21 protein-coding genes are annotated in these 25,383 nt (G+C 69.8%); 2 read left to right on the forward strand and 19 right to left on the reverse strand.

Features of this window, described 5'->3' with window-relative positions:
* Positions 1-305 precede the first annotated feature (305 nt).
* Positions 306-1,229 (forward strand): fumarylacetoacetate hydrolase family protein, encoded by a 924-nt coding sequence (locus I004_RS0125855; protein ID WP_028437875.1) that lies wholly within the window; start codon positions 306-308, stop codon positions 1,227-1,229.
* 416 nt (positions 1,230-1,645) lie between these two features.
* Here I004_RS0125855 and I004_RS0125860 read toward each other — a convergent pair whose 3' ends face one another.
* The 15 genes from I004_RS0125860 to I004_RS0125930 all read right to left on the reverse strand — a co-directional run bounded on the left by I004_RS0125860 (position 1,646) and on the right by I004_RS0125930 (position 18,813).
* Entirely contained in the window at positions 1,646-2,188 is a 543-nt protein-coding gene (locus I004_RS0125860; protein ID WP_158677100.1) for a hypothetical protein, read from the reverse strand.
* Positions 2,189-2,332: 144 nt separating this feature from the next.
* Positions 2,333-3,991, reverse strand: a complete 1,659-nt coding sequence (gene nuoN / locus I004_RS0125865; protein ID WP_106965444.1) for an NADH-quinone oxidoreductase subunit NuoN — start codon at positions 3,989-3,991, stop codon at positions 2,333-2,335.
* A gap of 5 nt (positions 3,992-3,996) precedes the next feature.
* On the reverse strand, positions 3,997-5,661 hold the full coding sequence (locus tag I004_RS0125870; RefSeq protein WP_037977849.1) for an NADH-quinone oxidoreductase subunit M: 1,665 nt from the start codon (positions 5,659-5,661) through the stop codon (positions 3,997-3,999).
* 5 nt (positions 5,662-5,666) lie between these two features.
* A complete protein-coding gene (gene nuoL, locus I004_RS0125875; protein ID WP_028437879.1) occupies positions 5,667-7,556 on the reverse strand; it encodes an NADH-quinone oxidoreductase subunit L in 1,890 nt (629 codons plus the stop codon).
* Between the two features lie 13 nt (positions 7,557-7,569).
* Positions 7,570-7,869, reverse strand: coding sequence for an NADH-quinone oxidoreductase subunit NuoK (gene nuoK / locus I004_RS0125880; RefSeq protein WP_028437880.1), 300 nt, complete (start codon positions 7,867-7,869; stop codon positions 7,570-7,572).
* Positions 7,866-8,816 (reverse strand): NADH-quinone oxidoreductase subunit J, encoded by a 951-nt coding sequence (locus I004_RS0125885; protein ID WP_486580375.1) that lies wholly within the window; start codon positions 8,814-8,816, stop codon positions 7,866-7,868. The genes nuoK and I004_RS0125885 overlap by 4 nt, the downstream gene beginning before the upstream one ends.
* A 2-nt stretch (positions 8,817-8,818) precedes the next feature.
* On the reverse strand, positions 8,819-9,568 hold the full coding sequence (gene nuoI / locus I004_RS36085; protein ID WP_078511831.1) for an NADH-quinone oxidoreductase subunit NuoI: 750 nt from the start codon (positions 9,566-9,568) through the stop codon (positions 8,819-8,821).
* A 16-nt stretch (positions 9,569-9,584) separates the two neighbouring features.
* Positions 9,585-10,982: an NADH-quinone oxidoreductase subunit NuoH gene (nuoH, locus tag I004_RS0125895; protein ID WP_051345460.1), complete on the reverse strand. Its 1,398-nt coding sequence runs from the start codon at positions 10,980-10,982 to the stop codon at positions 9,585-9,587.
* Positions 10,983-11,011: 29 nt separating this feature from the next.
* The gene (locus I004_RS0125900; protein ID WP_028437883.1) at positions 11,012-13,552 is read right to left on the reverse strand and encodes an NADH-quinone oxidoreductase subunit G; all 2,541 of its coding nucleotides are present in this window, start codon (positions 13,550-13,552) and stop codon (positions 11,012-11,014) included.
* Positions 13,549-14,898, reverse strand: a complete 1,350-nt coding sequence (gene nuoF / locus I004_RS0125905; protein WP_028437884.1) for an NADH-quinone oxidoreductase subunit NuoF — start codon at positions 14,896-14,898, stop codon at positions 13,549-13,551. Before nuoF ends, I004_RS0125900 begins: the two co-directional genes overlap by 4 nt.
* Positions 14,898-15,794: an NADH-quinone oxidoreductase subunit NuoE gene (gene nuoE, locus I004_RS0125910; protein ID WP_028437885.1), complete on the reverse strand. Its 897-nt coding sequence runs from the start codon at positions 15,792-15,794 to the stop codon at positions 14,898-14,900. Before nuoE ends, nuoF begins: the two co-directional genes overlap by 1 nt.
* A complete protein-coding gene (locus I004_RS0125915; RefSeq protein ID WP_028437886.1) occupies positions 15,791-17,122 on the reverse strand; it encodes an NADH-quinone oxidoreductase subunit D in 1,332 nt (443 codons plus the stop codon). The genes nuoE and I004_RS0125915 overlap by 4 nt, the downstream gene beginning before the upstream one ends.
* Positions 17,122-17,889 carry an NADH-quinone oxidoreductase subunit C gene (locus tag I004_RS0125920; RefSeq protein WP_028437887.1) on the reverse strand — a complete coding sequence of 256 codons (768 nt, stop codon included), beginning with the start codon at positions 17,887-17,889 and terminating at the stop codon, positions 17,122-17,124. Before I004_RS0125920 ends, I004_RS0125915 begins: the two co-directional genes overlap by 1 nt.
* Positions 17,886-18,440, reverse strand: a complete 555-nt coding sequence (locus tag I004_RS0125925; protein WP_028437888.1) for a NuoB/complex I 20 kDa subunit family protein — start codon at positions 18,438-18,440, stop codon at positions 17,886-17,888. The genes I004_RS0125920 and I004_RS0125925 overlap by 4 nt, the downstream gene beginning before the upstream one ends.
* A gap of 13 nt (positions 18,441-18,453) precedes the next feature.
* On the reverse strand, positions 18,454-18,813 hold the full coding sequence (locus tag I004_RS0125930) for an NADH-quinone oxidoreductase subunit A (protein WP_028437889.1): 360 nt from the start codon (positions 18,811-18,813) through the stop codon (positions 18,454-18,456).
* Between the two features lie 882 nt (positions 18,814-19,695).
* Between I004_RS0125930 and I004_RS0125935 the strand changes: the two genes are divergently transcribed.
* Positions 19,696-20,460, forward strand: coding sequence for a C40 family peptidase (locus I004_RS0125935; protein ID WP_028437890.1), 765 nt, complete (start codon positions 19,696-19,698; stop codon positions 20,458-20,460).
* Between the two features lie 148 nt (positions 20,461-20,608).
* On the opposite strand, the gene I004_RS0125940 is transcribed toward I004_RS0125935, so the two are convergent.
* From I004_RS0125940 to mqnC, 4 genes are all read right to left on the reverse strand, one after another.
* Entirely contained in the window at positions 20,609-21,892 is a 1,284-nt protein-coding gene (locus tag I004_RS0125940; RefSeq protein WP_028437891.1) for a geranylgeranyl reductase family protein, read from the reverse strand.
* A 143-nt stretch (positions 21,893-22,035) separates the two neighbouring features.
* Positions 22,036-22,728 carry a demethylmenaquinone methyltransferase gene (locus tag I004_RS0125945; protein WP_028437892.1) on the reverse strand — a complete coding sequence of 231 codons (693 nt, stop codon included), beginning with the start codon at positions 22,726-22,728 and terminating at the stop codon, positions 22,036-22,038.
* Between the two features lie 75 nt (positions 22,729-22,803).
* Entirely contained in the window at positions 22,804-23,178 is a 375-nt protein-coding gene (locus tag I004_RS39665) for a hypothetical protein (protein WP_158677101.1), read from the reverse strand.
* A gap of 932 nt (positions 23,179-24,110) precedes the next feature.
* Positions 24,111-25,307, reverse strand: coding sequence for a cyclic dehypoxanthinyl futalosine synthase (gene mqnC, locus I004_RS0125955; protein WP_028437893.1), 1,197 nt, complete (start codon positions 25,305-25,307; stop codon positions 24,111-24,113).
* Positions 25,308-25,383: the final 76 nt, after the last annotated feature.

A 25,383-nucleotide genomic window follows, 5' to 3' on the forward strand; every position in this document is an offset into this window, starting at 1 on the left:
TGCGAGAGGGCGGCGAAGGGTGCGCATGGGACACGCTGCGGGCACAACGAACCCCAGTGGCAAAGATGTCAGATGTCTCGCCCACCCGCCAGACCCTCAACTAACGCCACAGAGCCATGTAACGCCAGATCCCGGCGCGTGTGACCGGAGGCAGACGACCCCTTGTCAGCGAGATGGAGAGGGGTTTACGTTCCACCGGTCAGACGTCTTGCCGTCGGCAGGGCGTGGATGAAGTCGAAGCGCAGAAACCGAGCACCACCCCGGCCGCGGACGCTGCCAGCAGCCCCCGGCAGAGAGGAGCACCGATGACACGCATAGTGCGCTTCGCCGACGAGGGCGGCACCGTACGTACCGGCGTCGCGGACGGCACCGGAGCCATCCGCACGTTCGACGGCACACGGCGCATCGCCGACCTGCTGCGGCTGTCCGCCGGGGAGCTGCGCTCCCTGGTCGAGAGTGCCGCCGGCACGCCCGCCGTCTTCGCCGAGGGGGACGTGGTGTTGCTGCCGCCTCTGGACGGAATGATGGAGCTGTGGGCGGCCGGCGTCACCTACGAGCGCTCACGCGAGGCGCGCGTCGCCGAGAGCACCGAGCAGTCCATCTACGAGCGTGTCTACGAGGCCGAGCGCCCCGAACTCTTCTTCAAGGCGCAGCCCTGGCGGATCGTCACCGACGGCGAGCCGATCGCCGTACGGGACGACTCCGAGCTGAACGTGCCCGAGCCCGAACTCGGGCTCGTCCTCAACAGGCAGGGCGAGACCGTGGGTTACGTGGTCACGGACGACGTCAGCTCCCGCTCCATCGAGGGCGAAAATCCCCTCTATCTGCCCCAGGCCAAGATCTACGGCGGGAGCGCCGCGGTCTCCTCCGGCATCGTGCCCGCCTGGGAGCTCAAGGACGTGTCCGCGCTGCGGATCACCCTCACCATCAGCCGCGACGGTGCCGTCGCCTTCGAGGGCGAGACCTCGACGGCCGCCTTCCACCGCGACCCGCACGGCCTGGCCAAGTACCTGTGGCACGCCCAGCCGTTCCCCGACGGCGCCGTGTTGGCGACAGGCACCGGCATCGTCCCCGGCATGGACTTCACGCTGAAGGGCGGCGACACGGCACGCATCGAGGTCGAGGGTGTGGGCGTGCTGTCCAACCCGGTCGTCGGTGACCAGGCCATGCTGGACTGGCTCGTCGAAGCGGCGGAGAGGCCGCTGGTGCGGCGGGACCGGCAGGGTTAGCCGGCGGGCAGGCCGGCCGGCTCGCCCCCGCGGCGGGCCCGCCGGCCACCGCCGCTCGCAGGTCCGGCCGGCGTGCACCGCGGCGCCGCCGGTGGTACGAAGCGGCCAGTGCGGTCAGCATTGGGCCCCAGGCGACCAACGGCAGGTAGAGCAGTCCGACGAAGTGCGGTGCCGGCCGGGGTCATGTCGTCGGCCGCCGGGGCGGTCCTCCGTTCCCGCCGCGCGGCGGGAACGGGAGCACGCGGCACATCCCGGGGAACGAGAGCTCTCTCCGCCGTGCGGCCGTGGAGGGCCGGAGCCGGGGGGCCACGGCGGGCCACTGCACCCAGCGCGCCCAACGCGGACCCGGTCGCGACCCGTTGGCGGCCGGTCCCGCCGACAACGGGTCGGCGCCGGAACCGGCCGCTCGGTGTCTGTCAGTTCTCCTCGGGCAGCTTCACCGGGACGTCGGAGACGCGGGCGTAGACCTCCGTCGTCCCGCCCTTCCAGGTCACCTTGATCGACTTGGACTCGACCGCGCCGACCGTGCCGTTCGTACGGCTCTGGTCCCCGCCGTCGGGGCACTTGAGCGTCAGGCTCTTCTGCCCGGCAGCGTCACCGAGGGAGCCCGTGCAGTTCCTCCCCCGCTCGCGCAGCAGCGTCACCTTGTCGCCGACGAAAGTGAGCACGTACTGCTTGCCCTTCGCCTTCCAGATGCCCGTCAGCTTCCCGGACTTGCCGGACCCGCCGCTGTTGCCGTCGTCCGTTGCGTCGTCGGGGGCCTGCTCGGAGGCCTCGCCGGACGGCTTGTCCGGCTTCTGCGCTGACTCGGACGCGGACGCCTCCGGCTTGCCACCCCCGCCCTGTCCCTTGTCGCTCTTGGCGCCGTCGTCGTCGCTGCTTCCGCAGCCGCTCACCAGCAGCGCGCCGACCGCGATCACGGCCACCGTCCCCGCTGCCCTCCGCGCTGTCGTGCGCACGCGTACTCCTTCGCAGTTCTCCGGCTCCGGCCCGCCATTTAGCAGGGCCACGTCAAGCTAGCAGGCGCCCGGTCCGCTGAAAACGCCGCTGCCCGGCCCCCGTTGGGGGTGCCGGGCAGCGGCGTGGCGTGAAGGTGACCGCGGCTAACGGACGAAGACACCCGCCTGGTTCGCCAGGTCCAGGAAGTACTGCGGTGCGACGCCCAGCACGATCGTCACCAGCACGCCGACGGTGATGGCCGATGTCGTCCATACGCTGGGGACGGCGACCGTCGGCCCGTCCGTCTTCGGCTCGCTGAGGAACATCAGCACGATCACGCGGATGTAGAAGAAGGCCGCGATCGCCGAGGCGATCACACCGACGACGACGAGCGCGCCCGCGCCGCCCTCCGCGGCCGCCTTGAACACCGCGAACTTGCCCGCGAATCCGGACGTCATCGGAATGCCCGCGAACGCCAGCAGGAACACCGCGAAGACCGTCGCCAGCAGCGGCGAACGGCGGCCCAGCCCGGCCCACTTGGACAGGTGCGTCGCCTCACCGCCCGCGTCCCGTACGAGCGTCACAACGGCGAAGGCGCCCAGCGTCACGAACGAGTAGGCGCCCAGGTAGAACAGCACCGAGGAGACCCCGTCCCGCGACGTGGCGATGACACCGGCGAGCAGGAAGCCCGCGTGCGCGATCGACGAGTAGGCCAGCAGCCGCTTGATGTCGGTCTGCGTGATGGCCACGACCGCGCCCGCCAGCATCGTGAGGATCGCGACACCCCACATCACGGGACGCCAGTCCCAGCGCAGGCCCGGCAGCACCACGTACAGCAGACGCAGCAGCGCGCCGAACGCGGCCACCTTCGTCGCGGCCGCCATGAAGCCGGTGACCGGTGTCGGGGCGCCCTGGTAGACGTCCGGGGTCCACATGTGGAACGGCACGGCGCCGACCTTGAACAGCAGGCCCATGACGACCATGGCGCCGCCGATCAGCAGCAGCGCGTCGTTCCCGGTGGTCTCGGCGAGGATCGCGCTCGTGGCCCGGTCGGCGTTGCCGATGACGCGGGCGATGCCCGAGTAGCTGACGGTGCCTGCGTATCCGTACAGCAGTGCCGCACCGAAGAGCAGGAACGCCGAGGAGAAGGCGCCCAGCAGGAAGTACTTGACCGCCGCCTCCTGCGAGAGCAGCCGCCGGCGGCGGGCCAGCGCGCACAGCAGGTAGAGCGGGAGGGAGAAGACCTCGAGCGCGATGAAGAGGGTCAGCAGATCGTTGGCTGCGGGGAAGATGAGCATGCCGCCGACCGCGAAGAGCAGCAGCGGATAGACCTCTGTGGTCGTCCAGCCCGCCTTGGTGGCCTCCCGCTCGCCCTCGCCGCCCGGCACCGACGCGGGCTGCGCGGCGAAGGAGTCGACGTGGGCCTGACCCTTGTGCGAGCGCGGCTCGAGCCGGCGCTCGGCGAAGACGAAGACCGAGACCAGCCCGACCAGCAGGATCGTGCCCTGCAGGAAGAGAGTCGGCCCGTCGACGGCGATGGCGCCCATGCCCGCGATCGCGGCCTTGGTCGTCGCGTGCCCCGTCACCGCGAGGCCCAGCACCGCCGCGAAGGCGGCGGCGAGGCCGAGCGCCGTGAGGATCAACTGCGCGCCGTAGCGCAGCTTCCGGGGAAGGAAGGCCTCGAGGACGATGCCGATGACGGCCGCCCCCAGCACGATCAGCGTCGGGGACAGCTGCGCGTACTCGATCTTCGGGGCCTGGAGTTGCTCGGCCCCCAGTGTCCACAGGCTGGGGACAGTCGCTGCCGTCCCCGCCGTTACCACCGCGCTCACTCGTGGTCACCTCCGGCGTGCTCAGCCGGCTTGTTGTCGGACCGGCCCGTCTCGGCGACGGGGTGGTCCGGTTCCGGGTCCTTATTCTGCACGTCCGAGAGCGTGTGCTCGACGGCCGGGTTCACGATCTGGGTCAGGGGCTGCGGAAAGACCCCGAGGAAGATCAGCAGCGCGACGAGCGGTGCCGCCACGGCAAGTTCACGCACCCGCAGGTCCGGCATGGCCCGTACCTCGGGCTTCTCCACCGGCCCCGTCATCGTGCGCTGGTACATCAGCAGTACGTACAGCGCGGCGAGGACGATGCCCACCGTCGCGACGACGCCCGCCACCGGGTAGCGGCTGAACGTGCCCACCAGCACCAGGAATTCGCTGATGAATGGTGCCAGCCCCGGCAGCGACAGCGTCGCCAGGCCTCCGACGAGGAACGTCCCCGCGAGCACGGGCGCGACCTTCTGCACGCCGCCGTAATCCGCGATGAGACGCGAGCCCCGGCGGCTGATGAGGAAGCCGGCCACCAGCATCAGCGCGGCGGTGGAGACGCCGTGGAAGACCATGTAGAGCGTGGCGCCGCTCTGGCCCTGGCTGGTCATCGCGAAGACGCCGAGGATGATGAAGCCGAAGTGGGAGATGGACGCGTAGGCGATCAGCCGCTTCATGTCCCGCTGGCCCACGGCCAGCAGCGCACCGTAGAGGATGCTCACCAGCGCCAGCACGAGCACCACCGGCGTCGCCCACTTGCTCGCCTCCGGGAAGAGGCCGAGGCAGAAGCGGAGCATCGCGAAGGTGCCGACCTTGTCGACGACCGCGGTGATCAGCACGGCCACCGGCGCCGTCGCCTCGCCCATCGCGTTGGGCAGCCACGTGTGCAGCGGCCACAGTGGCGCCTTCACCGCGAAGGCGAAGAAGAAGCCCAGGAAGAGCAACCGCTCGATGTTCGTGTCGAGTTGGAAGCCGCCGTCCGCGCGGGCCTCCAGGATCCTCTGCAGCGAGAACGTGCCCTCGCCGAGCTGGTCTGAGGTGGCGACGAAGAGGCCGACCACCGCGGCCAGCATGATCAGGCCGCCGACGAGGTTGTAGAGCAGGAACTTCACGGCCGCGTAGGAGCGCTGCTTCGCGGCCTCCTCCTCGCCCGCCGCGTGCGCGCGGTCCCCGAAGCCTCCGATGAGGAAGTACATCGGGATGAGCATCGCTTCGAAGAAGACGTAGAAGAGGAAGACGTCCGTCGCCGCGAAGGAGATGATCACCATCGCCTCGGTGGCGAGCATCAGCGCGAAGAAGCCCTGGGTGGGACGCCACCGCCGGTTGGGCCGCGCGGGCTCCAGCTCGTCGGCGTCGTGCCAGGCCGCCCCGATGATGAACGGCAGCAGCAGGGCGGTGAGCGCGATCAGTACGGCCGCGATGCCGTCGACACCGACCTCGTACCGCACGCCGAAGTCCGCGATCCACGCGTGCGACTCGGTGAGCTGGTACCGCGCACCGCCCGGGTCGAAGCGGGCCAGCACGACCAGCGACGAGACGAGCGTCGCCACGGAGAAGAGCAGCGCCACCCACTTCGCGGCGTTCCTCTTGGCGGCGGGCACGGCCGCCGTGGCGACCGCGCCGACCGCGGGCAGCGCGGCCGTGACCGTCAGCAGGGGAAATCCTGCGCTTGCTACAGACATGAGACTCAGACCGCCCTCATCAGCAGGGTCGCGGCGACCAGGATCGCCGCGCCGCCGAACATCGAGACCGCGTACGAGCGGACGAAACCGTTCTGGATCCGGCGCGTGCGGCCGGACAGGCCGCCGAAGGCCGCGGCGGTGCCGTTGACGGCTCCGTCGACCACCTTGTTGTCGGCGTAGACCAGCCCGCGCGTCAGGTACTCGCCGGGCTTGACCAGAACGACGTGGTTGATGTCGTCCTGGAGCAGGTCCCGACGGGCCGCACGCGTCAGCAGGCTGCCGCGCGGGGCCACCGACGGCACGGGCCGGCGCCCGTACTGCAGCCAGGCCCCGGCGACGCCGAGGAGAAGCGCCACGACCGTCGCGCCCGTCACCGCTGCCGCGGAGAACGGCGAGTGGCCGTGCTCGAACTGCGTGACCGGCTCCAGCCAGTGGACGAAGGACTCGCCGGCCTTGAACAGGCCGCCCGCGAAGACCGATCCGAAGGCGAGCACGATCATCGGGATCGTCATGACCTTCGGGGACTCGTGCGGGTGCGGCTCGTTCTCCTGCCCGCGCCAGCGCTCCTCGCCGAAGAAGGTCATCAGCATCACGCGCGTCATGTAGTACGCGGTGATCGCGGCGCCGACCAGCGTGACCGCCCCGAGGATCAGGCCCTGCGTACCGCCCTTGGCGAACGCGGCCTCGATGATCTGATCCTTGGAGAAGAAGCCGGACAGGCCGGGGAAGCCGATGATGGCGAGGTAGCCGAGCCCGAACGTCACGAACGTGACCGGCATGTACTTGCGCAGGCCACCGTACTTGCGCATGTCGACCTCGTCGTTCATCCCGTGCATCACGGAACCGGCGCCGAGGAAGAGGCCCGCCTTGAAGAAGCCGTGCGTGACGAGGTGCATGATGGCGAACGCGTAGCCGATCGGGCCGAGTCCGGCCGCCAGCACCATGTAGCCGATCTGCGACATCGTCGAACCGGCCAGCGCCTTCTTGATGTCGTCCTTCGCGCAACCGACGATCGCACCGTAGAGGAGCGTGACCGCGCCGACCACGACGACCGCGGTCTGCGCGTCCGGCGCCCCGTTGAAGATGGCCCCGGAGCGGGTGATGAGGTAGACGCCCGCGGTCACCATCGTCGCGGCGTGGATGAGGGCGGAGACCGGCGTCGGGCCCTCCATCGCGTCACCGAGCCAGGACTGCAGCGGCACCTGTGCGGACTTGCCGCACGCGGCGAGCAGCAGCATCAGCCCGATCGCGGTCAGCTTGCCCTCGCCGGCGTCCGTAGCGTTGCCGAGCACGGGCGCGAAGCTGAAGGTGCCGAAGGTCGTGAACATCAGGAAGATGGCGATGGCCAGGCCCGCGTCACCGACGCGGTTGACCAGGAACGCCTTCTTCGCCGCCACCGCCGCACTCGGCTTGAACTGCCAGAAGCCGATGAGCAGGTACGAGGCGAGGCCGACGCCCTCCCAGCCGACGTACAGCAGAAGGTAGTTGTCGGCGAGGACGAGCAGCAGCATCGCCGCGAGGAACAGGTTGAGATAGCCGAAGAAGCGGCGGCGGCCGACGTCGTGCTCCATGTAGCCGACCGAGTAGATGTGGATCAGCGTGCCCACACCGGTGATCAGCAGCACGAACGTCATGGCCAGCTGGTCGAGCTGGAAGGCGACGTCCGCCTGGAAGCTCTCCACCGGCACCCAGCTGAACAGGTGCTGGTGCAGGGACCGTTCCTCGGCCGGCTTGCCCAGCATTCCGGCGAAGAGGACGACGCCGATCACGAACGAGGCCCCGGAGAGCAGCACGCCCAGCCAGTGCCCGCTCCGGTCGAGTTTCCTGCCGCCGCACAGCAGCACCGCCGCGCCCAGCAGCGGGAAGCCGACGAGCAGTCCGATCAATGACTCCACTGGTTCGTACCCCTTACAGCTTCATCAGGCTGGCGTCGTCGACCGAGGCCGAGTGGCGGGAGCGGTACATCATCACGATGATCGCCAGCCCGACCACGACCTCGGCGGCCGCGACGACCATGACGAAGAACGCCATGATCTGGCCGTCGAGATTGCCGTGGATGCGGGAGAAGGCGACCAGGGTCAAGTTCGCCGCGTTCAGCATCAGTTCGATGCACATGAACACCACGATCGCGTTCCGCCTGATCAGCACACCGGCGGCGCCGATGGTGAACAGCACCGCGGCGAGATAGACGTAGTTGACGGGGCTCACTTCGCGGCCTCCCCTTCCCGGGCCTTGCGGGCCTCAGGGCCGCCTTCTCCCGCGTCGTCGGCGTCCTGCACGTCCCGCTCCGGGTCGTGAGGTTCGCCGTACATCCGTCCGGTGTGCTCGGTCTGACCATGGCTGTCGGCCGTGCGCTGCTCGAGCGCGGCGACCCGGTGCAGCGCCTCCTTGCCGACCTCGCGCACCTGGCCGCGCTGGCGCAGCGTCGCGCTGATGGTCAGCTCGGAGGGCGTGCCGTCGGGGAGCAGGCCGGGACGGTCGACGGCGTTGTGCCGCGCGTACACGCCGGGCGCGGGCAGCGGCGGCAGCTGCGTGCCCCGCCTGACGCGCTCCTCGGCCTGCTCGCGCTGCGACTTGCTCGTCTCGATGCGCTCCCGGTGCGTCAGCAGCGTCGCGCCGACGGCGGCCACGGTGAGCAGGGCGCCCACCACCTCGAACGCCACCACGTACTTGGTGAAGAGCAGGCTGGCCAGCGCCGGTACGTTCCCGCCCGCGTTGGCCGAGGCGAGCCCTTCGAAGGAGTGCACCGAGGCCTGGCCGATGCCGGAGACGAGCAGGATGCCCAGCCCGAGTCCGCAGGCGGCCGCGAGCCAGCGCTGGCCCTTGAGGGTCTCCTTGAGCGAGTCGGCGGTGCTCACGCCCACCAGCATCAGCACGAAGAGGAAGAGCATCATGACGGCGCCGGTGTAGACGACGATCTGCACGATGCCCAGGAAGTACGCGCCGTTGGCGAGGTAGAAGAGCGCCAGGATCACCATGGTGCCCGCGAGGCACAGCGCCGAGTGGACGGCGCGGCGCAGCAGCACGGTGCCGAGCGCGCCGAGCACGGCCACGGTGCCCAGAACCCAGAACGCCCCTGTCTCACCCGGCGAGGTGGACGTGGCCGCGAGTTCGAACGCGGCGGCGGAATGCGGCATGGCCGCCATGGCGGGCATGGTCACCGACCCTCCTTCGAGTCGTTCCCGGAGCGGTTGCCCTCGGCCCGCGCGGCAGCGCCCTGCAGGGCGACGTCCGCCTCGGCGGCGTCGCGCGAGGAGGGGTCGACACCGTCGGCGTGGGAGACGGGGGCCTCGGTGACCACGGGCTGGGCTGCCGGCTCGGACGAGCCGAAGGTCCCGGCCGACTCCTGCGGGTCGCCCGTGTCGGTCACCGGCTGCCGTTCGGTGCCGGCTGCCGCCTCGGTCACGAGCCCGCGGTAGTAGTCCTTCTCCGTCATGCCCGGGAAGATGGCGTGCGGGGAGTCGACCATGCCCTCCTCCAGGCCCGCGAGCAGCTCCTTCTTGGTGTAGATGAGCGATTCGCGGGAGGAGTCGGCGAGTTCGTACTCGTTCGTCATCGTCAGCGCGCGGGTCGGGCACGCCTCGACGCACAGGCCGCACAGGATGCAGCGCAGATAGTTGATCTGGTAGACGCGGCCGTAGCGCTCACCCGGCGAGTAACGCTCCTCATCTGTGTTGTCCGCGCCCTCGACGTAGATGGCGTCCGCCGGGCAGGCCCATGCGCACAGCTCGCAGCCGACGCACTTCTCGAGCCCGTCGGGGTGCCGGTTGAGCTGGTGGCGGCCGTGGAAGCGCGGTGCCGTCGGCTTCTTGTACTCCGGGTACTGCTCGGTCAGCCGCTTCTTGAACATGCCCTTGAAGGTCACGCCGAAGCCGGCCACGGAGCTGCGGGGGGTCTCGGGGTGCATCCCCTCGGGGTCGTTGTCAGGCACCGTCGGCCTCCTTTCCGTCAGTTTTCTGGGCGGACTGCCCGTCCCGGTCCGTACCGTCCGCGGGCTCGGACGCACCGGACGGCCCGACCAGCGCACGGTCGTGGCGCGAGCGGCGACGCGGCACCGGCGGCAGGGTCTGCCCGGGCAGCGGCGGTACGGGGAAGCCGCCCGCCATCGGATCGAAGACCTCGGAGTCCGCCTCCTTCTTGGCGGCCTCGTCCTCGGCCTCCTCCTTGCGTCCGCGGAAGACGTCGATGACGAAGGAGATCAGCAGGATCGCCAGGGCCGCGCCGGCGACCCAGTAGACGATCCCCGCGAAGTCGTAACCCTCGTTGCGCATCGCCCGCACGGTGGCGACGAGCATCAGCCACACCAGGGAGACAGGGATGAGGACCTTCCAGCCCAGCTTCATGAACTGGTCGTAGCGCACACGCGGGAGCGTGCCGCGGATCCAGACGAAGAAGAAGATCAGGGCGCAGACCTTGAGGAAGAACCAGAGCAGCGGCCACCAACCGTGGTTGGCGCCCTCCCAGTACGTGGAGATCGGCGCCGGCGCCCGCCAGCCGCCCAGGAACAGGGTGGCCGCGAGGGCGGAGAGCGTCACGATGTGCACGTACTCGGCCATCATGAACAGCGCGAACTTGATCGAGCTGTACTCGGTCTGGTAGCCGGCGACCAGGTCGCCCTCGGACTCCGGCATGTCGAACGGGGCGCGGTGCGCCTCGCCGACCATCGAGACCATGTAGATGAGGAACGACACCGGCAACAGCGCCGCGAACCAGGTGTCCTGCTGCGCGTCCACGATCGCCGACGTCGACATCGAGCCGGAGTAGAGGAAGACGGCGGCGAAGCTGAGCCCCATCGCGATCTCGTAGCTGATGACCTGCGCGGTGGCGCGGACGGCTCCGAGCAGCGGGTACGTCGAGTTCGACGACCAGCCCGCGAGGACGACGCCGTACGCGCCGATGGAGGCGGTGGCGAGGATGTACAGCGCGGCCACCGGAAGGTCTGTGAGCTGCATCGCGGTACGGGTGCCGAAGATGGAGACCTCGTTGCCCGGGGGCCCGAACGGGATGACCGCGATCGCCAGGAAGGCGGGAATGGCCGCGAGGACCGGCGCCAGCAGGTAGACGACCTTGTCGGCTCCCTTGACGACGACGTCTTCCTTGAGCATCAGCTTGATGCCGTCGGCCAGCGACTGGAGCATGCCCCAGGGGCCGTGCCTGTTGGGACCGATGCGCAGCTGCATCCAGCCCACGACCTTGCGCTCCATGACGATGGAGATCAGGACCGTCAGCATCAGGAACGCGAAGCAGAAGACGGCCTTGAGCGCGATCAGCCAGATCGGGTCCTTGCCGAAGAAGGACAGGTCCTCCTCGGCAAGGAACATGCCGGACTGATGGATGTGCGAGAGCGCGCTCACGCGCCCACCTCCTCGTCTACGGCGCGATCGCGCGCTGCCGGTGCCGCCGCGATGCGGACCAGCTCACCCGGGAGGGCGCCCGTGTCCGCCTGGACGCCGCCGCCCACCGAGTTCAGCGGAAGCCACACGACGCGGTCCGGCATCTGCGTGATCTCTAGCGGGAGCTGGACGCTGCCCAGCGGCCCGGAGACCGACAGCACTTCGCCGTCGGCGACGCCCGCCTCGGCCGCGGTGGCCCTGGAGAGCCTCGCGCGTGCGGGATGCCTGGTGCCGGCCAGTGCCTCGTCGCCGTCCTGGAGCCGCCCCTGGTCCAGCAGCAGCCGGTGTCCGGCGAGCACCGCCTCACCCTTGCCGGCCTGCGGTGTCGAGGACCCGCTGGACGACGTTGCCGAGGAGGCCTGGCCGGGCACGCCGTGCGGGTCCGCCGCCTGCCTGTCCCACTGGCCGAGCCTGTCGATCTCGCCGCGGATCGTGCGGACGTCGGGCAGGCCCAGGTGCACGTCGAGAGCGTCGGCGAGCATGTGCAGCACCCGCGCGTCGGGCTGCACGTGGCGGCGCGTCATCTGGTCCGCCTTGAGCGACGCCTCGAACGGCCGTGCCCGGCCTTCCCAGTTGAGGAAGGTGCCGGACTTCTCCACGACGGCGGAGACCGGGAGGACGACGTCCGCCCGTGAGGTGACGTCGCTCGGCCGCAGCTCCAGGCTGACGAGGAAGCCCACCTCGTCCAGCGCCTGTGCGGCACGCGCCGGGTCGGGCAGGTCGGCGAGTTCGACGCCGCCGACGACGAGCGCGGCGAGCTCACCGTCCACGGCGGCATCGATGATGCCTGCCGTGTCCCGGCCCGTTCCGGCGGGCAGTTCGGCCAGGCCCCAGGCTCGCGCGACCTCGTGGCGGGCGCGTGCGTCGGAGGCGGGACGTGCGCCGGGCAGCAGCGTCGGCAGCGCGCCCGCCTCGATGGCGCCGCGCTCGCCGGCGCGGCGCGGGACCCACACCAGCCGGGCGCCGGTCGCGGCGCTCGTACGCACCGCCGCGGTCAGCGCACCGGGCACGGCCGCCAGCCGCTCACCGACGATGATCAGCGAACCGTCGGCGCGCAGCGCGTCGGCCGCGGCCTCGCCGGACTCCTCGAGCCCGACCCGTCCGGACAGCGCGTCCAGCCACTCGGTCTCGGTGCCCGGTGCGGCCGGGAGCAGCGTGCCGCCCGCCTTCTCCAGACCGCGAGTCGCGTACGAGGCGAGGGAGAAGGTGCGCTGGCCGTACTTGCGCATGGCCTTGCGCAGCCGCAGGAAGACGCCGGGCGCCTCCTCCTCGGCCTCGAACCCGACGAGCAGTACCGCGGGCGCGGCCTCGAGGGCGCTGTTGGTGATGCCCGCGCCGTCCAGGTCGCGGCCGTGGCCGGCGACCCGGGAGGCCAGGAACTCGGCCTCCTCGCGGGAGTGGACGCGTGCGCGGAAGTCGATGTCGTTCGTCCCCAGGGCGACGCGGGCGAACTTCGCGTACGCGTAGGCGTCCTCGACGGTGACGCGGCCACCGGTCAGCACACCCGCACGTCCACGCGCACCGGCCAGCCCGCGGGCCGCCGCCTCCAGCGCCTCCGGCCAGCTGGCCGGGGCCAGTTCGCCGTCGTCGCCGCGCACGAGCGGCGTGGTGAGGCGGTCGGAACGCTGCGCGTAGCGGAACCCGAAGCGGCCCTTGTCGCAGAGCCACTCCTCGTTGACCTCGGGGTCGAAGCCGGCCATGCGCCGCATGACCTTGCCGCGCCTGTGGTCGGTACGGGTCGCGCAGCCGCCCGAGCAGTGCTCGCACACGGAAGGCGAGGAGACCAGGTCGAACGGGCGCGAACGGAAGCGGTACGCCGCCGAGGTCAGCGCGCCGACCGGGCAGATCTGGATCGTGTTGCCGGAGAAGTACGACTGGAAGGGGTCGCCCTCGCCGGTGCCGATCTGCTGGAGCGCGCCGCGCTCGAGCATCTCGATCATCGGGTCGCCGGCGATCTGGTTGGAGAAGCGGGTGCAGCGCGCGCACAGCACGCAGCGCTCGCGGTCCAGCAGCACCTGGTCGGAGATCGGCACCGGCTTGGCGAAGGTGCGCTTGGCGCCCTCGAAGCGCGTGTCCGACTCGCCGGTCGACATCGCCTGGTTCTGCAGCGGGCACTCGCCGCCCTTGTCGCAGACGGGGCAGTCCAGCGGGTGGTTGATGAGGAGCAGCTCCATCACACCGCGCTGGGCCTTCTCAGCGACCGGCGACGACAGCTGCGTCTTGACGACCATGCCGTCGGTGCAGGTGATGGTGCAGGACGCCATCGGCTTGCGCTGGCCCTCGACCTCGACGATGCACTGCCGGCAGGCGCCGACCGGGTCGAGGAGCGGGTGGTCGCAGAAGCGCGGGATCTCGATGCCCAGTTGCTCGGCGGCCCGGATGACCAGCGTGCCCTTGGGCACGGAGATCTCGGCGCCGTCGATGGTGAGCGAGACCAGGTCCTCCGGCGGTGGTCCGTCGCCCCCCGAGGAGGTCTTCGCGTCTGTGGTGACTGTCACGCCTTCACCTCCGGGTGAGCGCTGTCGTGGTGGCCGTCGGCCCAGATGACCGACTTCGCCGGGTCGAAGGGGCAGCCGCCCTCCTCGATGTGCTGCTCGTACTCCTCGCGGAAGTACTGCAGCGACGAGAAGATCGGGGAGGCCGCGCCGTCACCCAGTGCGCAGAACGACTTGCCGTTGATGTTGTCCTGGATGTCGTCGATCTTGTCGATGTCGGCCTTGGTGGCCTTGCCGGCCTCGAAGTCGCGCAGCAACTGGACGAGCCAGTACGTGCCTTCCCGGCAGGGCGTGCACTTTCCGCAGGACTCGTGGGCGTAGAACTCGGTCCAGCGTGTGACGGCCCGTACGACACAGGTCGTCTCGTCGAAGCACTGCAGCGCCTTGGTGCCGAGCATGGAGCCGGCGGCGCCGACGCCCTCGTAGTCGAGCGGCACATCGAGGTGCTCGTCGGTGAGGATCGGCGTCGAGGAGCCGCCCGGCGTCCAGAACTTCAGCCGGTGGCCGGGCCGCATGCCGCCGCTCATCTCCAGCAGTTGGCGGAGCGTGATGCCGAGCGGCGCCTCGTACTGGCCGGGGCCCGCGACGTGGCCACTGAGCGAGTAGAGCGTGAAGCCCGGGGACTTCTCGCTGCCCATGGAGCGGAACCACTCCTTGCCCTTGTTCATCAGGGCGGGGACCGAGGCGATGGACTCGACGTTGTTCACGACGGTCGGGCACGCGTAGAGACCGGCGACTGCCGGGAACGGCGGCCGCAGCCTCGGCTGGCCCCGGCGCCCCTCCAGGGAGTCGAGCAGCGCCGTCTCCTCGCCGCAGATGTACGCGCCCGCGCCCGCGTGCACGGTGAGTTCGAGGTGCTTGCCCTCACCCAGTGCGTTCCGGCCGAGGAGGCCCGCCTCGTACGCCTCGCGCACGGCCAGGTGCAGCCGCCGCAGTACGGGGACGACTTCGCCGCGCAGGTAGATGAACGCGTGGGAGGAGCGGATCGCGTGGCAGGCGATGATGATGCCCTCGATGAGGGAGTGCGGGTTGGCGAACATCAGCGGGATGTCCTTGCAGGTGCCCGGCTCCGACTCGTCGGCGTTGACGACCAGGTAGTGAGGCTTGTCGTCGCCCTGCGGGATGAACTGCCACTTCATGCCCGTCGGGAAGCCCGCGCCGCCGCGGCCGCGCAGGCCGGAGTCCTTCACGTACGCGATCACGTCGTCCGGCGGCATGGCGAGGGCCTTGGCCAGACCGGCGTATCCGTCGTGGCGCTTCTTGTACGTCTCCAGCGTCCACGCCTCGGGGTCGTCCCAGTGCGCGGAGAGGACCGGGGTGAGCAGCGTCTTGGGGGATTCGGTCGCCATTATTCGCTCTCCTCCCCCGACTCCGGCCGCACCGGGTTGGCTTCGCTGGCCGGATCGGACGCGGACGTCGACTGGGGCAGATCGTGCGAACTGGGGTGGCTCTGCGGGGCTTCCTCACCCGGGAGCGGCATGGGCTGCTCGGCGGGACCGGCCGGGCCCCGCGGATGCGCGAGCCTGCCGGCGGGCGCTTCGCCCCTGGCCAACCGCAGTCCGGCGATGGACGGTTCACCGCCGCCGCCGGTCGCCTCGACGGCGCCGGGGCGCTGGTCGGGGAAGCCGGCGAGGATGCGGGCCGTCTCCTTGAAGGTGCACATCGACGCACCTCGGGTCGGCAGGACCTCACGTCCGGCGCGCAGATCGTCGACGAGCCGGCGGGCGGATTCGGGCGTCTGGTTGTCGAAGAACTCCCAGTTGACCATCACGACGGGCGCGTAGTCGCAGGCCGCATTGCACTCGATGTGCTCCAGCGTGACCTTGCCGTCCTCGGTGGTCTCGTTGTTGCCCACGCCCAGGTGCTGCTTGAGGTCGTCGAAGATGGCGTCGCCGCCCATCACCGCGCACAGCGTGTTGGTGCAGACACCGACCTGGTAGTCGCCGGAGGGCTTGCGCCGGTACATGGAGTAGAACGTCGCGACGGCGTTCACCTCCGCCGTCGTCAGGTCCAGCATCTCGGCGCAGAAGCGCTGCCCGGTGGGCGTGACGTGCCCCTCCTCGGACTGCACGAGGTGCAGCAGGGGCAGCAGTGCGGAGCGGCTGTTGGGGTAGCGGGCGATGATCTCCCGTGCGTCCGGCTCCAGCCGCTCGCGCACGTCCGCCGGATAGTCCGGCGCCGGCATCGCGGGGATACCGAGCATCGGTGCTTCGGGGGCGCTGCCCCGGTCGGGCGCGGTGGTCATCGGTCGACGCCTCCCATCACGGGGTCGATGGACGCCACGGCCACGATCACGTCGGCGACCTGGCCGCCTTCGCACATCGCCGCCATGGCTTCGAGGTTGGTGAAGGAGGGGTCACGGAAGTGCACGCGGTACGGACGGGTGCCGCCGTCACTCACGGCGTGCACGCCGAGTTCGCCCTTCGGGGACTCCACCGCCGCGTAGGTCTGGCCCGGCGGGACCCGGAAGCCCTCGGTGACCAGCTTGAAGTGGTGGATCAGGGCCTCCATGGAGGTGCCCATGATGTTCTTGATGTGGTCCAGCGAGTTGCCGAGACCGTCCGGGCCGAGCGCGAGCTGCGCGGGCCAGGCGATCTTCTTGTCGCCGACCATGACCGGTCCGGGCTCCAGGCGGTCGATGCACTGCTCGATGATGTGCAGGGACTGGCGCATCTCCTCCAGCCGGAGCAGGAAGCGCCCGTAGGAGTCGCAGGTGTCGAGCGTCGGCACCTCGAAGTCGTACGTCTCGTAGCCGCAGTACGGCTGCGACTTGCGCAGGTCGTGCGGGAGACCCGCGGAGCGCAGGATCGGGCCGGTGGCGCCGAGCGCCATGCACCCGGCCAGGTCGAGGTAGCCGATGTCCTGGAGGCGGGCCTTGAAGACCGGGTTGCCGGAGCACAGCGCGTCGTACTCGGGCAGGTTCTTCTTCATCTTCTTCAGGAATTCGCGCAGCGCGTCGACCGTGCCGGGCGGAAGGTCCTGGGAGAGGCCTCCGGGGCGGATGTAGGCGTGGTTCATCCGCAGGCCGGTGATCAACTCGTACAGGTCCAGGACCAGTTCGCGGTCGCGGAAGCCGAAGATCATGACGGTCGTCGCGCCGAGCTCCATGCCGCCGGTGGCGATGGCCACCAAGTGCGAGGAGAGCCTGTTCAGCTCCATCAGCAGGACGCGGATGACGTTGGCGCGGTCGGGGATGTCGTCCTCGATGCCGAGCAGCTTCTCGACCGCCATGCAGTACGCCGTCTCGTTGAAGAACGGCGTCAGGTAGTCCATGCGCGTCACGAACGTCGTGCCCTGCGTCCACGTCCGGTACTCGAGGTTCTTCTCGATGCCGGTGTGCAGGTAGCCGATGCCGCAGCGGGCCTCGGTGACCGTCTCACCGTCGATCTCGAGGATGAGCCGCAGCACGCCGTGCGTGGAGGGGTGCTGCGGGCCCATGTTGACGATGATCCGCTCGTCGTCGCTCCTGGCGGCAGCGGCTGCGACCTCGTCCCAGTCGCCCCCGGTGACGTCGTAGACGGTGCCCTCGGTGGTCTCGCGGATGCCCGCGGGTGCGTGCGTGGAAGTGCTCATCAGCTGTACGACCTCCGCTGGTCGGGAGCCGGGATCTGGGCGCCCTTGTACTCGACGGGGATGCCGCCGAGCGGGTAGTCCTTGCGCTGCGGATGGCCCTGCCAGTCGTCGGGCATCATGATCCGCGTCAGCGCGGGGTGGCCGTCGAAGACGATGCCGAAGAAGTCGTACGTCTCGCGCTCGTGCCAGTCGTTGGTCGGATAGACCTCGACGATCGACGGGATGTGCGGATCGCTGTCCGGCGCGCTGACCTCGATCCGGATCATCCGGTTGTGAGTGATCGAACGCAGGTGGTTGACCGCGTGCAGCTCCCGGCCCTTGTCGCCGGGGAAGTGCACGCCGCTGACCCCGGTGCACAGCTCGAAGCGCAGCGCCGGGTCGTCGCGGAGCGTCCGTACGACCTGGACGAGGTGCTCGCGCGCGATGTGGAAGGTGATCTCACCGCGGTCGACGACTGTCTTCTCGATGGCCTCCTCGGGAGCAAGTCCCTGCTCCTCCAGGGCGCCTTCGAGCTCGTCCGCCACCTCGTCGAAGCTTCCATATGCGGCTCCGCCGCGTGGGCCCCCGTAGGGACGCCGGCTCGCACCGGGCAGACGGACCGTACGGACGAGGCCGCCGTAACCCGAGGTGTCACCACCGGTGCTGGCGCCGAACATCCCGCGGCGGACTCCGATGGCCTCGCCGGGATCCTGACGGGGCGCGGGCACGGAGCCGTTCCCGTTCTCCCCGTTGGCGTTGCTGTCGTCTTTGTTGTTCTGGTCCGTCAACGCAGGAGCCCCTTCATCTCGATCGTCGGGAGCGCCTTGCGCGCCGCCTCCTCCGCCTCGCGGGCGGCCTCTTCGCGGTTCACGCCGAGCTTCTCGCCCTGCACGTGCTTGTGCAGCTTGAGGATCGAGTCCAGGAGCATCTCGGGGCGCGGCGGGCAGCCGGGCAGGTAGATGTCGACCGGAACGATGTGGTCGACGCCCTGCACGATCGCGTAGTTGTTGAACATCCCGCCGGACGAGGCGCAGACGCCCATGGAGATGACCCACTTCGGGTTCGGCATCTGGTCGTAGACCTGCCGCAGCACCGGAGCCATCTTCTGGCTGACGCGGCCGGCCACGATCATGAGGTCGGCCTGGCGGGGCGACCCGCGGAAGACCTCCATGCCGAAGCGGGCGAGGTCGTAGCGGCCCGCGCCCGTCGTCATCATCTCGATGGCGCAGCAGGCGAGTCCGAAGGTCGCCGGGAACATGGACGACTTACGCACCCAGCCCGCGGCCTGCTCGACGGTGGTCAGCAGGAAGCCGCTCGGCAGCTTCTCTTCGAGTCCCATTGCGTACCTGCCCCTAATCCCATTCCAGGCCGCCGCGCCGCCAGTCGTAGGCGTACGCGACGCCGATGAGGGCGACGAAGACCAGCATTTCGGCGAGGCCGAAGATCCCGAGGGAGTCGAAGTGGACCGCCCACGGGTAGAGAAAGACGATTTCGATGTCGAAGACGATGAAGAGCATCGCCGTCAGGTAGTACTTGACCGGGAATCGCCCGCCGCCGGCCGGCTGCGGAGTCGGCTCGATGCCGCACTCGTACGCCTCCAGCTTGGCCCTGTTGTAGCGCTTGGGGCCGATGACCGATGCCGCGACCACCGAGAAGATCGCAAAGCCCGCCGCGATGGCTCCCAGTACAAGGATTGGCGTGTAGGCGTTCACCGCTCCCCGCTCCTTCCAGTCGACCCTGGGGACCCTCCCGGACCGGTGGGTCCAGTGGGACCGTCGACGCTGACTGCCGGCTGTCCGCCGGGCGAATGGTCCGCCTCCCATGAAGATCGCTTCTATGTGAGGCAGTTCACAAGCCCTTGCGGGAGGCATCTTATGCCCGGGCCTTGTGATCTGCGACACGGGGTCCGGTTAGGAGTTTGTGATCTCCACCACCCGGAGTCGAAGCCGCACGTCAGAGGGATGTCGATCTTCAAGTGCGCGGGGGCGAAAGCCCTTTCGCCGAACCCGCGTGAAAGCGGGCGTCGGGGCAGCGCACCCGCCTCCTCGCGGGGTCGAAGTCGCACCCGGCGACTCCGCCCCGGCACCCGTGGACCGATACCCGGAAGAGGTCCGCGCGCAGCGCGAGCTGGGACCCCCGGACGCCGACCGGAAAGCACTCCTCGGATTCGGCCGGGAAGGCCCTCCGAACGCCAGTGGGCGTCAGTAGCAGGCCGTTTGTGAACGTCGGAACAATCGGCCTCCGCCTGACCACTTTCTTCACCCTCCACACATCGTCTCCCCCCTGTTCAAAAGGGATGACGAGGCTTCAATCACCCATTCATGAACAGAATTGACAGTAGAAGTGTGACCCGCACCACACACATCCTTGACAGCCCCTGCCACCTTTGCTCACAGGATGCAGGAGGTGATATGCGCCAGATCAATGCACGCAATACGGACAAGTGCGTGGTCACAGTTCCGTAGTTGGGCGGCCGCCGTGACCGGACCGAGACCCTGGAAGATCAACTCGTCCTCAACTGGGCGAATACGGGCCCACTGTGGCGCATCGCACCTTCTTTGAACGGATCATCCCGGGGCTGCTATCCATGCCTCATGTCCCGGAACGCTCACGTACCCAGACACCGGAAACCCCGCACCAGCAACGTGAACAAGGCGCTGCGTGCAGGGGCGACGGGTGGCGTCTTGGGAGCAGTCGCCCTCACCACGGCGATCTCCCCGGCGTCCTCGGCGGCCGAGAAGCAGGATGAAGCCACCGAGACAGTCGAAATGGCTGCGGTCAGCAACACCGTGGAGGGGTCCACCTCCGAAGCAGCCGACTCTCTCAAGACCAACGCACTCCAGCGACAGGTGAAACAGGCCGAGGCCAAGGCCGCGGACCGCGCGCAGGACAACGCGCGCAAGGCCGAACAGGCCGCCGAACGCAAGGCCGAGGCCGCGCGCAAGAAGGCCGCCGAGGAGCGCGCTTCGCGCACCAGCGAGCGCACGAGTCTCTCGGCAGGCAGCGGCAACGTCGCCGGTGTCATCAGCTTCCTCAAGGCCCAGGTCGGCAAGTCCTACGTGCTGGGCGCCAGCGGGCCTTCCTCCTACGACTGCTCCGGACTGACGCAGGCCGCCTTCAAGCAGCTCGGCGTGAGCCTGCCGCGCACCTCCCAGGCGCAGAGCACCGAGGGCACCTCCGTCTCCATGGACTCCCTGCAGGAGGGCGACCTCCTCTACTGGGGCGGCGCCGGCAGCGCGTACCACGTCGGCGTCTACGTCGGGGACGGCAAGTTCATCGGCGCGCAGAACTCCTCGACGGGTGTCGTCGAGAAGCCCCTGGACTACGACCCGCCGACAGGCGCACTCCGCCTCACCTGAGAACCACCCGCTCACGACGTACGAAGGGGCCCGCCGCGTGTTCGCGGCGGGCCCCTTCGTGTTGCGTCTCGGGGCGCGGACAGCGATCCGGTGCGGCCCGATGCGGGCCGCCCCGGATCTCACCGGGCCGCCCCCCGGCTCGCGCCCGCTAGGCGCGCGGAGCGACCTTGCTGAGGCCGTTGATGACTCGGTCCATCGCGTCGCCGCCCGACGGGTCGGTGAGGTTGGCCAGCATCTTCAGCGCGAAGCGCATCAGCAGCGGGTGGGAGAGGCCGCGCTCCGTCGCCACCTTCATCACCTTCGGGTTGCCGATCAGCTTCACGAACGCGCGGCCCAGCGTGTAGTAGCCCCCGTAGGTCTCCTTGAGGATCTTCGGGTAGCGGCGCAGGGCCAGTTCGCGCTGTGCGGGCGTGGCCCGTGCGTGCGCCTGGACGATCGTCTCCGCCGCGATGACGCCCGACTCCATGGCGTACGCGATGCCTTCGCCGTTGAACGGGTTCACCAGCCCGCCCGCGTCACCCACGAGCAGCAACCCGCGCGTGTAGTGCGGCTGCCGGTTGAAGGCCATGGGGAGCGCGGCCCCACGGATGGGGCCCGTCATGTTCTCGGGGGTGTAGCCCCACTCCTCCGGCATGGACGCCGTCCACGCCTTGAGGATCTCGCGCCAGTCCAGCTCCTTGAAGTCGTCCGAGGTGTTGAGGACACCCAGGCCGACGTTGCTGGTGCCGTCGCCCATGCCGAACACCCAGCCGTAGCCGGGCAGCAGGCGGTCCTGTGCGCCGCGCCGGTCCCACAGCTCCAGCCAGGACTCCAGGTAGTCGTCGTCGTGGCGCGGGGAGGTGAAGTACGTGCGGACGGCGACGCCCATCGGACGGTCCTCACGCCTGTGCAGGCCCATCTTGAGGGAGAGACGCGTGGAGTTGCCGTCGGCGGCGACGACGAGCGGCGCATGGAAGGTGACCGGGGTCTTCTCCTCGCCGAGCTTGGCGTGGACACCGGTGATGCGGCCTCCCGCGTCCAGGATCGGCTCCCCGACGTTGCAGCGCTCGTACATGCGGGCACCGGCCTTCTCGGCCTGCCGGGCCAGCTGCTCGTCGAAGTCGTCGCGCTTGCGCACGAGTCCGTAGTCCGGATACGTGGCCAGCTCCGGCCAGTCGAGTTCGAGGCGCTGACCGCCGCCGATGATGCGCAGCCCCCTGTTGCGCAGCCAGCCGGCCTCCTCGGAGATGTCGATGCCCATGGCGACGAGCTGCTTCGCGGCGCGCGGCGTGAGGCCGTCGCCGCACACCTTCTCGCGGGGGAAGGCGGTCTTCTCGAGCAGCAGCACGTCCAGGCCGCTGCGCGCCAAGTGGTAGGCGGTGGTGGCCCCGGCGGGGCCGGCACCTACGACGATCACATCGGCGGTCCGCTCGGAGGTGACGGTGTCAGTCACAAGGACTCCCGCAAAGGCTGGGTACTGGGCAGTTGCAGTCTAAGAGGACGGTCTCGGGCGTCCGGGCACCCCCTGGTGCCACGCAGGGCGTGGACCCGGGGAACAGCGCGTCCGTGCTCATCGGGAGGCGGCGGACCGCGGCTTCACGTGCGAACGCCGCGGTGCAGGGCCACGACGCCGCCCGTCAGATCCCGCCAGGCCACCTTCTCCCAGCCCGCCTGCTGGAGATGGCGCGCGAGAGCGGGCTGGTCGGGCCAGGCGCGGATCGACTCGGCAAGGTAGACGTACGCGTCGGGACTGGAGGAGACCGCCCTGGCGACCGGGGGCAGCGCCCGCATCAGGTACTCGCTGTAGACGGTGCGGAACGGCGCCCATGTGGGGTGGCTGAACTCGCAGATGACGATGCGGCCGCCCGGTGCCGTGACGCGGTGCAGCTCCCGCAGAGCGTCGTCGGTGTCATGCACGTTGCGCAGCCCGAAGGAGATCGTCACGGCGTCGAACACGCCGTCGCGGAACGGCAGTCGGGTCGCGTCGCCGGCGGTGAACGGCATCCACGGAAGCCGCTTCTTGCCCTCCTTCAGCATCCCGAGGCTGAAGTCGCAGGGCACCGTGTACGCACCCGCCGCGACGAAGGGCTGCGACGAGGTGCCCGTACCGGCTGCCAGATCGAGCACGCGCTCACCGGGCCGCACGTCGACGGCCCTGGCGACGGCACGCCGCCACAGCCGTGTCTGCCCGAGGGAGAGCACGTCGTTGGTGATGTCGTACCGCGCGGCGACGTCGTCGAACATCGCGGCGACTTCGTGCGGCTGCTTGTCCAGGGATGCGCGGGTCACATCCCCATTGTGTCCCGTCCCACGCGGCCACGCGCCGCCGGGGCGCCGCAGGGGTCTGTCCGGGCGGCGGGGCGGTCAGGCCGTGAGCAGCCACCAGACCGCTGTGAGGACCGCCAGGGCTGCCACGGCGGCCGCGGCGATCCGAGCGGTCCTCTGCCGGGACGGCACGGTGAAGACCCCGTACGCGGGGCCCGCGGGATCGGTCGCCGGTGCGGGGTGGGCGTAGTGGACGCGGTGCGGCAGCAGCGGCACCTCGACCCGGGCCATCCGGAGGATCTCCAGGCTGACCTCGCGGGCGACTTCACCCCTCGTCTTCTTCAGGTCCGGTGCCAAACCCTTGGCGGCCACGTCGTCCAGGTCCGCGACCGACGCGGTCCCGGCGTCGCCCCTGAGCACCTCCCGGCGCCAACTGCCATGGCGGCGCGCCTTGTTCCAGGTGCGCCAGGACACGCCGTGCTCCGCCCAACGGATGGTTCCCCTCTCCGGCTTCCGGGTGATCGTCCCCGCGGTCCAGATCGTGAACGACCCGGTGCCTTCGCAGTCGTCGTGGCGCACCGTGCCGGAGCCGCCGCACGTGGGACAGCCCCGGAACCCCGTCTCCCCGCACAGCGCACAAGGGACGTCGCCCCTGCCCTGGCACGAGCGGCAAGCGACGCCCCGCTCCCGGCACTTGACGCAGGTGAGGCGCTTCTCCGCACGCGCGGGTCGCTCCGCGCCGGGCGCTGCCGTGCCCACAGCGCGGCCGGGTGCCGCACAGTTGAGGCAGGAGTCCTCCCCGCCGCACGCCTCGCAGTCGGTGCGCGGCTCACAGCGCACCCTCTTCCGGCCCCGGCACCCACGACACGTGGCCCGGCCGCCCTCGCAGTCACGTGAGCAGGGCCCCACGGACTCCGAGTCGCGCTTGACCAGCAGCAGTTGCATCCGCTGCGAAGGGTTCCGCGGCGGGTCGAGGCGGTATCCGTCGAGCTCGTCGTACCGCGGCCGCTCCGACAGGTCGAAGTCCCCCGGCTTTCTCGCCGGCCGCTCCGCACGATTCTCGACACTCCGTACGATCCGCCCCTTCACCAGGGTCATCAGGGTGGCCGTCCACGTGTTCGGCGGACCAGCCTTCGCCAGCTCGCCACGCTCATGGAGGTGACGCCGTACCGCTTCCCGAGCGTCCTCGTCGTCCACCCGTCCCCACCCCCCAGCCGCTGCACCCGCGCTCCGGCCGCGGCGGGCGGAGTCGGACATGTCGTGCAGGAGCGGGTCTACCCCTTCAACGGGCGTCATACGCACCACAGCTGAGGGCGCGTCAGCTTCCGGCCGTCACATGGCCGGAGCTTGCGGGACGCGGCGGCGGGGCCGCCGGAACACACGCGGCCGGCCTGCCCCGCCAGGGGCTACTTCGCCTCGATCAGGTTGAGTTCCGGATGCGCGCTGCCGCCCTCGATCGCCGTCGAGGAGAAGTGCGAGACGACACGGTCGTCGGCGGGGTCGTCCGCCGGGTCCTCGTGGACGACCAGGTGCTCGTACGTCGTGCTGCGCTGCGCCGGTACCCGGTCCGCGGACCGGATCAGTTCGAGCAGCTCCATCCGGTTCGAGCGGTGCTTGGCGCCCGCCATGGAGACGACGTTCTCCTCCAGCATCACCGAGCCGAGGTCGTCGGCCCCGTAGTGCAGGGAGAGCTGGCCGACCTCCTTGCCCGTCGTGAGCCAGGAGCCCTGGATGTGGGCCACGTTGTCGAAGAAGAGCCGCGCGATGGCGATCATCCGCAGGTACTCGAAGAGCGTGGCCTGCGTCTGGCCCTTCAGGGTGTTGTTCTCCGGCTGGTACGTGTACGGGATGAAGGCGCGGAAGCCGCCCGTGCGGTCCTGCACGTCACGGATCATCCGCAGGTGCTCGATCCGCTCGGCGTTGGTCTCACCGGTGCCCATGAGCATCGTCGAGGTGGACTCCACACCGAGGTTGTGCGCGGTCTCCATGATCTCCAGCCAGCGCTCGCCGGATTCCTTGAGCGGCGCGATGGCCTTGCGTGCCCGTGCGGGAAGCAGTTCGGCGCCCGCGCCCGCGAAGGAGTCGAGGCCGGCAGCGTTGATGCGGCGGATCGCCTCCTCGGGGGTCACACCGGAGATCTTCGCCATGTGCTGCACCTCGGACGCGCCGAGCGAGTGGATCACGAGCTGCGGGAAGCGCTCCTTGATGGCCGCGAAGTGCTCCTCGTAGTACTCCACCCCGTAGTCCGGGTGGTGGCCGCCCTGGAACATGATCTGGGTGCCGCCCAGTTCGACGGTCTCGGCGCAGCGGCGCAGGATGTCGTCCAGGTCGCGCGTCCATACGTCTTCGCTCTTCGGTGAGGCGTAGAAGGCGCAGAACTTGCAGGCGGTCACACACGAGTTGGTGTAGTTGATGTTCCGCTCGATGATGTACGTCGCGATGTGCTCGGTGCCCGTGTAGCGCTTGCGCCGGGCGGCGTCGGCCGCCGCGCCGAGGGCGTGCAGCGGCGCTGAGCGGTACAGGTCGAGCGCTTCCTCGGGGGTGATACGGCCGCCCTCGGCAGCGCGATCGAGAACGGCCTGACGGTCGGCGGTTTCGGACACCGGGGCGTCCCTCCGGAGGTGGCTGGCGGCATTTCCCTTGCCGGGCCAGCGTACGCCAGGGGCACGCGGCGGACTC

This window comes from Streptomyces sp. TAA486 (assembly GCF_000426165.1).

Excerpts from the sequence above, each read along its gene's own strand:
- I004_RS0125915 (WP_028437886.1), bottom strand. The coding sequence starts at position 17,122 with ATGAGCACTTCCACGCACGCACCCGCGGGCATCCGCGAGACCACCGAG.
- nuoE (WP_028437885.1), bottom strand. The coding sequence starts at position 15,794 with ATGACCACCGCGCCCGACCGGGGCAGCGCCCCCGAAGCACCGATGCTC.
- I004_RS0125935 (WP_028437890.1), top strand. The coding sequence starts at position 19,696 with ATGTCCCGGAACGCTCACGTACCCAGACACCGGAAACCCCGCACCAGC.
- nuoF (WP_028437884.1), bottom strand. The coding sequence starts at position 14,898 with ATGGCGACCGAATCCCCCAAGACGCTGCTCACCCCGGTCCTCTCCGCG.
- I004_RS0125855 (WP_028437875.1), top strand. The coding sequence starts at position 306 with ATGACACGCATAGTGCGCTTCGCCGACGAGGGCGGCACCGTACGTACC.
- nuoH (WP_051345460.1), bottom strand. The coding sequence starts at position 10,982 with ATGTTCCTTGCCGAGGAGGACCTGTCCTTCTTCGGCAAGGACCCGATC.
- I004_RS0125885 (WP_486580375.1), bottom strand. The coding sequence starts at position 8,816 with ATGCCCGCCATGGCGGCCATGCCGCATTCCGCCGCCGCGTTCGAACTC.
- I004_RS0125925 (WP_028437888.1), bottom strand. The coding sequence starts at position 18,440 with ATGGGACTCGAAGAGAAGCTGCCGAGCGGCTTCCTGCTGACCACCGTC.
- nuoI (WP_078511831.1), bottom strand. The coding sequence starts at position 9,568 with ATGCACCCCGAGACCCCCCGCAGCTCCGTGGCCGGCTTCGGCGTGACC.
- I004_RS0125870 (WP_037977849.1), bottom strand. The coding sequence starts at position 5,661 with ATGTCTGTAGCAAGCGCAGGATTTCCCCTGCTGACGGTCACGGCCGCG.